Source organism: Aminobacter sp. P4_H6_2 (assembly GCF_056400805.1).
This window is the reverse complement of the sequence record NZ_JBFUKO010000155.1, coordinates 1-9650: the sequence shown is the minus strand read 5'-3', so window position 1 is coordinate 9650 and position 9650 is coordinate 1. Positions and strand designations below refer to the sequence as shown.

At 59.6% G+C, this 9650-nt stretch carries 7 protein-coding genes; 6 read left to right on the top strand and 1 reads right to left on the bottom strand.

From position 1 onward, the window contains the following. Positions 1 to 8: 8 nt before the first annotated feature. Positions 9 to 167, top strand: coding sequence for a response regulator transcription factor (locus tag AC1DUU_RS13550; RefSeq protein WP_476783941.1), 159 nt, complete (start codon positions 9 to 11; stop codon positions 165 to 167). Between the two features lie 183 nt (positions 168 to 350). Here the strand turns inward: AC1DUU_RS13550 and AC1DUU_RS13545 are convergent, their stop codons facing one another. Beyond that, positions 351 to 3980 (bottom strand): hydantoinase B/oxoprolinase family protein, encoded by a 3630-nt coding sequence (locus AC1DUU_RS13545; RefSeq protein WP_476783939.1) that lies wholly within the window; start codon positions 3978 to 3980, stop codon positions 351 to 353. A gap of 116 nt (positions 3981 to 4096) precedes the next feature. Here AC1DUU_RS13545 and AC1DUU_RS13540 point away from each other — a divergent pair, with 116 nt between their 5' ends. The 5 genes from AC1DUU_RS13540 to AC1DUU_RS13520 form a co-directional block, all read left to right on the top strand. Further along, positions 4097 to 4681, top strand: coding sequence for a winged helix DNA-binding protein (locus tag AC1DUU_RS13540; protein WP_476783938.1), 585 nt, complete (start codon positions 4097 to 4099; stop codon positions 4679 to 4681). Between the two features lie 10 nt (positions 4682 to 4691). Then, positions 4692 to 6524, top strand: a complete 1833-nt coding sequence (locus AC1DUU_RS13535; protein WP_476783937.1) for an ABC transporter ATP-binding protein — start codon at positions 4692 to 4694, stop codon at positions 6522 to 6524. A 90-nt stretch (positions 6525 to 6614) separates the two neighbouring features. Further along, positions 6615 to 8114 (top strand): ABC transporter substrate-binding protein, encoded by a 1500-nt coding sequence (locus tag AC1DUU_RS13530; protein ID WP_476783940.1) that lies wholly within the window; start codon positions 6615 to 6617, stop codon positions 8112 to 8114. 129 nt (positions 8115 to 8243) lie between these two features. Next, positions 8244 to 9167: an ABC transporter permease gene (locus AC1DUU_RS13525; protein ID WP_476783936.1), complete on the top strand. Its 924-nt coding sequence runs from the start codon at positions 8244 to 8246 to the stop codon at positions 9165 to 9167. Between the two features lie 6 nt (positions 9168 to 9173). After that, positions 9174 to 9650, top strand: a 477-nt coding sequence (locus tag AC1DUU_RS13520) for an ABC transporter permease (RefSeq protein ID WP_476783935.1), incomplete at its 3' end; no start/stop codon positions are given.

The window sequence follows — 9650 nt, the reverse complement described above, 5'->3', positions numbered from 1 at the left end:
CGCGCGAAGTGGCGCTTTTGATCTGCCGCGGCCAATCCAACAAACRGATCGCCCGGGCGCTGGGGATTTCGGCATATACGGTCAAGGATCACGTCGGCAAACTTTGCCAGCGACTTCACGCCCACAACCGAACCGAACTGGTCCAGCGACTGCTGACAACCCACTAAGTAACCAGTCCAACCTCACCGTGGGCGTCGGCCCTCTTTACAGGCAGAAATTCCGAAATCACCGGACTGCGCCGTCCAGCGGCGCAGTCAGATTCTTGGAACCTCGCTTGTTCCCTCACGGAGCAGGCGGAGGCCATCAGCGCCGAAAGTGCTGCTATTCAGATTCGACGCCCAAGGTGGTTGTCATGGCTTGAGCTCGCGTTTTCCATAGCCGCCACCGGTCGGCGTGCTGATGGAGATCGCTTCCCCGGGCTGCAGAACGGTCTGGTCGCACCCGCCAAGCGTTTCGATCTTCCCGTCTATGCGGCGCACGGTGTTTGATCCGCATTCACCTGGCGCACCACCTTCAAGTCCGAACGGTGGGATACGGCGATGGCCACTCAGGATCGCGACATCGAGCGTCTGCATGGCGCGGATTGTGCGCAGCGTTCCATCGCCTGCTGAGAATTCACCCTTTCCGCCTGAACCCTTGCGAATATGGAAGTCTTCCAGCACCACCGGAAAACGYGTTTCCAGAATTTCGGGATCAGTCAGGCGCGAATTGGTCATGTGGGTGTGAACCGCGTCCGCCCCGTTAAATCCCGGACCTGCAGGCGCGCCAGAGCAAATCGTCTCGTAATACTGATACTCGTCATTGCCCAAGGTCAGGTTGTTCATCGTCCCTTGCGCGGCCGCCATCGCACCGGTCGCGCCAAACAGGCAGTTCGTCACCGCCTGGCTGACCTCGACATTGCCTGCGACCACGGCGGCCGGATAGCGCGGCGACAGCATCGAGCCTGCCGGAACGATCAGCCGGATCGGACGCAGGCAACCAGCGTTCATCGGAATATCGCCGGCAACGAGCACGCGGAAGACATAGAGCACCGCGGCACGCGTGACCGGTTCGGGCGCGTTGAAATTGTCGCCACGCTGGTCCGAGGTTCCGGTGAAATCGACAGTGGCCTCGCGCTTTTGCCGGTCTATGGTGATTTTCACCTCGATCCTGCAGCCCTGGTCCATCTCGTAGCTGAAAGTGCCGTCCGGCAGCCGATCGAGCACCAGGCGCACACTTTCAGCGGCATTGTCCTGAACATGCCCCATATAGGCTTCGACAACATCCTCGCCGAACTGGGCGAGCATCTTGTTCAGCTCCGCGACACCCTTTTCGTTCGCCGCGACCTGCGCCTTCAGATCGTTGATGTTCTGGATGACGTTGCGCACTGGATATGTGCCGCCGGTCAACAGGCTCGTAAGTTCCTTCTCGCGGAAGATGCCCCGATCCAGCAGCTTGAAATTGTCGATATAGACGCCTTCCTGCTCGATCGTGGTTGCCAAAGGCGACATCGAACCCGGCGCGATACCCCCAATGTCGGCATGATGGCCGCGGCTGGCGACCCAGAAGCGGATTGTCTTGCCGTCCGTGTTGAACACCGGCGTGCAGACGGTGAGATCTGGCAGATGCGTGCCGCCATTGTAGGGAGCGTTCAGCAAGAACACGTCACCGGGATGGATGACCGGATTTTCGCGGATTGCTGTTGCGATCGAGGCGTCCATGGATCCCAGATGCACCGGCATATGTGGGGCATTGGCGACCAGATTGCCGCTGGCGTCAAAGACCGCGCAGGAAAAGTCGAGGCGTTCCTTGATGTTGACCGAATAGGCGGTGTTCTGCAGGGTCACGCCCATTTGCTCGGCAATCGACATGAAGAGATTGTTGAATATCTCCAGCATGACAGGGTCCGCCGCCGTCCCGATGGCAGTGGTCGCAGGAAGCGGCACGATGCGCTCTAAAACGATATGATCTCGCACGGTCAGTTGAGCCTGCCAGCCATCCTCGACGACGATGGTCTGGTTGCTCTCGATGATGATCGCCGGACCGTTGACGCGGTTGCCCACAGCCATTTCCGAACGCAGCACAACACCCGCATCGTGGAATGTGCCCTGCGAGAAGAAGCGCGTGCGGCGTGCCGGGATGACCTCGGAGTCATCTGCGGCACCCTGGGAGAAGTCGATCTCCGCACCGCTACCGCCGACCGATTCGACCTCGACAGCCTCGATGACCAGTGCCTTTGTTGTGTCGATGAAACCGAAGCGGCTCTTGTGAAGCTGCTCGAACTCGGCACGCAGGCGCTCCGGCGTATCGAGGTCAGGGAATGTCGCCTCAACGGCGATTGCCGTATCGGTGCCGGCATAGCGGATGTGGGCCCGCAGAAAGGTCTTTGCAGCACTTTCGGTGATGCCTTGCGCAGCTAGATTGGCAAGGCAATCGCGCTGCAATTCCAGCCCGAGATCGAGCAAGGCCCGTGACGCGGCCGCATCGAGATCGACGCCGAGCGCCTTCTGGCGCGTGGCGCGGATATCGGCCAGCCCCATGCCGTAGGCCGACAGCAGGCCGGACATCGGGTGCAGCAGAATGCTCTTCATGCCAAGCGCGTCGGCAACCAGGCAGGCATGCTGGCCGCCAGCGCCACCGAAGCAGTTGAGCGCATAGCGCGTCACGTCATACCCGCGCTGGACGGAGATCTTCTTGATCGCCTCAACCATATTGGCGACCGCGATCCGGATGAAACCGTCGGCAACGTCTTCCGGCGTGCGCCCGTCGCCAAGTTCGTCGGCGACCTGGGTAAAGTGCGTGCGAACTGTCTCTACGTCGAGACGCTCGTTCTGCTGCGGTCCGAAAAGGGCCGGAAAATAATCCGGAATAAGTTTGCCGACCATCACATTGGCATCGGTTACGGCAAGCGGACCACCATTACGGTAACATGCGGGACCTGGATTTGCGCCCGCGGAATCAGGGCCAACCCGGAAGCGACCGCCATCAGCATGCAAAATTGAGCCGCCGCCCGCTGCAACCGTATGAATCAGCATCATCGGTGCACGCACACGCACGCCCGCGACCTGTGTTTCAAATGCACGTTCATATTCGCCATCGAAATGGGCAACGTCGGTCGAGGTGCCGCCCATATCGAAGCCGATGACTTTCGGGAAACCAGCAGACGCACCCGTGCGCGCAAGACCGACGACACCACCGGCAGGACCCGACAAAATGGCATCTTTTCCCTGGAATAGATTGGCCGCGGTCAGTCCGCCCGACGACATCATGAACATGACGCGCGCGCCGGTGCGCTCCACGTCGAGTTCGCGCGATACCTGGGCCACATAACGCGACAGGACCGGCGACAGATAGGCGTCGACGACTGTCGTATCGCCGCGGCYAACGAACTTAACCAGCGGCGAAACCTCATGGCTGACGGATACCTGCGCAAAGCCGATCTCACGGGCCACACGGGCGAGAATCTCTTCATGCTGCGGGAATTTATAGGCGTGCATCAGAACGATGGCGATGCAGTCATAGCCTTGATCGCGCAGGCTTTTCAGCGCGGCGAGGGCTGAATTTTCATCGAGCGCCGTTTCCACCCGGCCATCGCCCAGGATACGCTCGTCCATCTCGACGACCGTGTCGTAAAGCGCCTCGGGCTTCAGGATTTCGGAAGCGAAAATATCCTTGCGCTCCTGGTATCCGATGCGCAACGCGTCGCGGAAACCTCTCGTGGTGACCAGTGCCAGCCGCTCGCCCTTGCGCTCCAAAAGCGCGTTGGTCGCGACTGTCGTGCCCATGCGGACTTCGTGGATCAGCCCAGCCGGAATTGGCTCGCTGGCCTCAAGGCCGAGATGCAGGCGGATGCCATGCACGGCGGCGTCACGGTATGCCTCCGGGTTCTCCGACAGAACCTTGCGGGCGTGCAGCTTGCCCTGCGGATCCTTGCCGATGACATCGGTGAACGTGCCACCGCGGTCGATCCAGAAATCCCACGATCCATTCTGTCCGTTCATATCCGACATCCCGAATTTCTGCCGCCTAAATAGGCACGCTCAAAAATGAACCAGCAAACATTGACAAATTATCGATAAAGTGGTGACGATATGTCCGTCAAGATGGGGGCAGGCAGATGGTCACAAAAGAGAAGCGGGAGCCGGGCGAGCTGGAAAGGCTCGAAACGACTCTGCCTAAGCACCTTCAGCCCATTCCATCGATCGGCCCGATCGTGTCGTCGTCGCATCTGGCCGAGGGCGCGTCGCCTGGCCTCTCCGAGGTCGAATACGGCTTGATCCTTGCAAGCCATGCTTTTTCCCGCTGGATGGTGCGCTGCATGTCGGCGGCCGGACTGCCCAACCTGTCGTCCATGGAAGTGCTGATCCTGCATTCCATTCGCCACCGCGGCCGCGAAAAGAAGCTCGCCGACATCTGCCTCGTGCTCGACATCGAAGACACGCACGTCGTCACCTACGCCATCCGCAAGCTCGAGGCGGCTGGTCTTTTGACTTCCGGCAAGGCGGCGAAGGAAAAGACGGTGCGGATTACCGAAAAGGGTGCTGAGGCCTGCGCTCGCTATGCCCAGATCCGCGAACGGCTTCTGGTCGACTCGACCGCGAACGCCCGTCCGTCGGAAGAAACATTATCGGAAATCGCAGCCGTCCTTCGCTTCATGTCGGGCGCGTTCAATCAGGCGGCGCGTGCCGCAACGACATTGTAAGGAACTGCGCTTGAACGAGGCCACTACCACCCCGCTCATCTCCGTCGAGGATCTATCCGTTGCGTTCGGCGCCGCGCGTGTCGTCGAGAATCTGGACTTCTCGGTCGCGCCGGGAAGAACCCTGGCGATCGTCGGTGAATCCGGTTCGGGCAAGTCCGTCACCTCGCTTTCGATGATGCGGCTCGCCGACATCATGGGCGCAAAATTTCCGACCGGGCGCATCACGTTCAACGGGGTGAAAGGCAGCATCGATCTGCTGCAGGCCTCGCAAAAGGAGATGCGTTCAATTCGCGGCAAGGAGATCGCAATGATCTTCCAGGAGCCGATGACCTCGCTCAATCCTGTGTTCACCATCGGTGACCAGATCAGCGAAGTGCTGATGCTGCACGAAAAGATGAGCAAGAATGCAGCACTTGTGGAGGCAAGGCGCCTGCTCGACATGGTGCGTCTGCCGGATTCAGGCGAACTGCTCGGCCGTTATCCACACCAGCTTTCCGGTGGCATGCGCCAACGCGTGATGATCGCCATGGCGCTCGCATGTCGGCCCAAGCTGTTAATCGCCGATGAGCCGACGACAGCGCTCGACGTAACCATCCAGGCCCAGATCCTCAACATCATGCGCGATCTGCAAAAAGAGCTCGGCATGGCGATGATTTTCATCACCCATGACATGGGCGTGGTCGCCGAGATGGCCGACGATGTCGTGGTCATGTGGAAAGGCAAAAAGGTCGAGCAGGGGCCGGTGCGCGAGATCTTCGCAAATCCGCAGCACCCCTATACGCGTATGCTGCTTGGATCGGTGCCGAAGCTTGGCAGTCTTGAAGGCCAGGACTTCCCAAAACGCATGCCGTTGACCATTCTCGAAGATGGCCAGCCAAAACTGGTCGGTACTGAGCGCATCCAGGACACGCCTAGATATGACGCTCCGGCGCTTCTGTCGGTTCGCGATCTCGTCGTCCGTTTCAATGTCAAGAAAGGCATTTTCGGCGGAGTGACGCATCGCGTGCACGCGGTCGAGGAGGTCAGTTTCGATATTCACCCTGGCGAGACGCTGGCTCTGGTTGGTGAATCCGGCTCTGGAAAATCCACCATCGGACGCGCCATCCAGCAATTGCAGAAGGCCACCTCAGGCCAGATCACTTTCGGTGGCAAATCATTGGCGCAGATGAATGCCGTCGAGCGCCATCGCTTGCTTCAGGAAGTCCAGTACATCTTCCAGGACCCTTTTGCCTCGCTGGACCCTCGCAAGACGGTCGGTTTCTCCATTGCCGAGCCAATTCGCACGCATGGATTGATTTCTGGCAACGCAGAGATCCGCAAGCGCGTCGACGGGCTGCTGGAACGTGTCGGCCTGACATCGGCGCATGCAGAACGCTACCCGCACGAATTTTCTGGTGGCCAGCGCCAGCGCGTCTGCATCGCGCGCGCTCTCGCCTCCGACCCCAAGCTGATCATAGCCGACGAGGCATTGTCGGCCCTCGACGTCTCGATCCAGGCGCAGATCATCAACCTGTTCATGGAACTGCAGGCCGAACGGGGCCTGGCCTATCTGTTCATCAGCCACGATATGGCCGTCGTCGAAAAAATGAGCCACCGCGTTGCTGTTCTGTATCTGGGCCAGATCATGGAACTCGGCAGCCGCCGCCAGGTCTTCGAAACACCCACCCATGCATATACGCGCAAGCTGCTTTCGGCTGTCCCGGTCGCGGATCCAACGCGCAAGCGCGGCACGGCAATGATGGAAGGCGACATCCCCAGCCCGGTCAGGGCAGTCGGCAATGAGCCGGCAATCCTGCTCCGCGAGGAGGTCAGCCCTGGGCACTTCGTCGCCAGAAGCGCCTGACTGAATCAACGAAACAACATCTGAAGAGAAACAACATCTGAAGAGGAGTAGATGCTAGTGAAAAAAATAATCGGAATTCGAGCGGTTTACATGGCGCTCGCCATGGCAGGCACGGCTTTCATCGCTTCGCCTGCATTGGCGGAAGGCAAGCTCACGGTTTCTTCGCCGCAGGATCCGGGCAGCTGGGACCCGGTCGATACCTTCCTGGTGCAGTGGGCGGCCGTTGCCACCAACATTTTTGACGGTCTGACCTACCGCGGCCCGGACCTGAAGCTCGTATCGGGTCTGGCTGAATCCTGGGAAGAACTCGACGAAGGCAAGCGCATCCGCTTCCATCTCCGCAAGGGCGTAACCTTCCACAATGGCGAACCGTTCAACGCCGAAGCCGTAAAATTCACCTTCGAACGCCTGCTCGGCGAGCAGGGTGCGAAAGGTCCGCAGCGCTCGAACTACGTCGCAATCGACAGCATCGAGATTATCGACGAATACACCGTCGACATGAAGCTGAAGGCACCAGATCCCGTCCTGCTGACCAAGCTTGCAGGCTATGGCGCGATGATTGTGCCGCCGAAATACGTCGCTGAAAAAGGCGAGGACTTCTTCAACGCCAATCCGGTCGGCACGGGCGCATTCAAGTTCGTTTCCTATGCGCCGAAGGTCAATATCCAGCTCGCGGCCAATCCCGACTATTGGGGCGGCGCGCCAAAGCTTTCGGAACTCGACTTCCGTTTCATTGCAGAGCCCTCGACCGCCGTTGCCGAGCTTCAGGCCGGCCGTGTGGACCTCGTCCTGCCGCCGACCATTCCGATCGGCATGATCGACGTCATTAAGAACGACGCCAAACTCGAGCTTGTTTCTGTGCCCGGACCTACCGTCGATGCATTGCGCTTCAACACCAAGAGCGGCATCACAGCCGATACCAAGGTGCGCAAGGCGCTGATCATGGCCGTGGATCGCGCGACCATCATCCAATCGATTCTCGCTGGCCAGGCATCCGAAATCGCCAGTTTCCAGGGTGCGCTTTCGTTTGGCTACGATCCGGAGCTGAAGCCGCTGCCTTACGATCCCGAAGGCGCAAAGGCGCTGTTGGCTGAAGCAGGGGTGAAATCAGGCGCGACCGTCCAGATCGATGTTCGCGGCAATGATGCGACGATGAACGAAGTGGCCCAGGTCATCGCCAGCTATTTCCAGATGGTCGGCATCACCGCCACCATCAAGCCCTACGAAACCAATGTTCTGCTCAACGACATCATTCCACAGGGCAAGACCGGTGCGATGTTCCAGCAGAAGTGGGGCGGCTGGACCTTCGATTACGACAACACCGCGTATTCGATGTACCACTCGGGCGAAAAGTGGAACCCCTACGACAGCGACCCGGAAATGGACAAGCTGCTTGAATCGCAGCGTCCGTTAACGGACCGTGCGGAGCGCGAGCGCATCCTCAAGGAAATCGCGAAATACGCCGCCGATCGCGCTCTGGAGCTACCGCTCTACAACACGAATGCCATCTACGGCATCAACAAGCGCGTGCAGGGCTTCGTTCCAGCACCCGATAACCGGCTGAAACTCAACGAAGTCTCGGTCAACTAATCCACATCAAGGGATGCCGCCCATCATGGGTGGCATCCCTCTTCGTTCCTATTCAACGATCAGACGCCTGATTTTGTTCGAACAGCGTTGCGCGCTTTTACACTGAGATCACGCACTAGGGAAAAACACTTGGCCGGCTTCCTCATTAAGCGACTGTTGCAGGCGATCTTTGTCGTCATTGCCATTACCCTCCTGGTGTCGTTTGCCATTCGCCTGACTGGCGACCCGGCCGTCACCATGTTTCAGGGCGGGGGCAGCATGACCGAAGACGACCTGGCTCGTATTCGTCAGGCACTCGGCGTCGACAAGCCGTTCATCGTGCAATATCTCGACTTCATGAAAGGGCTGCTGACACTGGATTTCGGTCGCAGCTTTGTTGGCAACACGCCCGTAGCGGGACTGATCAGCGCCGCCCTTCCTGCGACTTTGCTTTTGGCATTCATCTCGATGGTGGTATCCATCGCGCTGTCCATCCCGCTCGGCATCAAGGCGGCAACGGCGCGCGGCAAGTCGGCCGACCAGATCATCCGCATCCTGTCGCTGATCGGCCTGTCGTTTCCGAATTTCTGGCTAGCAACCATGCTGGTCCTGCTCTTCGCCATCACGCTCGGCTGGCTGCCGCCCAGCGGCATGGACAGTGCCTTAGCCTACATCATGCCCGCCGTGACAATGGGTGTCATCCTGACGGCAACCAATGTGCGGCTCGTGCGCACGTCGATGCTCGAGACACTGCAATCGCAATACATCATGGTGGCGCGCGCCAAGGGGCTGAGCGAAAGCAAGGTCCTCTACAAACACGCGCTTCGCAATTGTGCCATTCCGCTCATCACCTATTTCGGATTGCAGTTCGGCGGCCTGCTCGGCGGCATCGTGGTGGTGGAGCGCGTGTTCAACTGGCCCGGCATGGGCACGCTGGCCTTCGATGCTGTGGGCGCACGCGACTATCCCGTGCTTCAGGCCGTCATCACCGTGCTCTCGCTGATGATCGTCGGCGTCAATCTTCTGGTCGATATCGCTTACGGGCTGGTCGATCCGCGCATCCGTACGGAGTAGACGGCCATGGCCTCCAAGACATTCTCCTTGCGCCAGTCGCGCTTCATGAGCCTGGAATTCATTCTCGGCGCCTTCCTCACCGTGACGATCTGTCTCGCGGTGGTCTTTTCCGACCTGCTGTTTCCCGGCGGTGGCGCCAAGATCGACCTGCTCGCCCGCCTGACGCCGCCCTTCGTCAACGCTGCCCATCCGCTTGGTACCGATCCGCTGGGACGCGACGTGCTGGCGCGCGTGGTTGCCGGCGGCAAGATATCGCTGCTTGTTGGCTTCACCTCGGTTGCAGGTGCCCTGGTCATCGGCGTGCTGATGGGCCTGATCGCCGGCTACTATCGCGGCTTTTGGGACATGGTCGTCATGCGCTTTGCCGACATCCAGCTGGCGATGCCTTTCATTCTCCTGGCCATCACATTCATTGCCATCGTCGGTGGCAGCCTGACCAATACGATCATCCTGCTGATCGTGTCGCAATGGGTGCAGTATGCC

Bases quoted from the DNA above. Each gene is read 5' to 3' on its own strand.
- AC1DUU_RS13530 (WP_476783940.1), top strand. From the start codon at position 6,615: ATGGCGCTCGCCATGGCAGGCACGGCTTTCATCGCTTCGCCTGCATTG.
- AC1DUU_RS13540 (WP_476783938.1), top strand. From the start codon at position 4,097: ATGGTCACAAAAGAGAAGCGGGAGCCGGGCGAGCTGGAAAGGCTCGAA.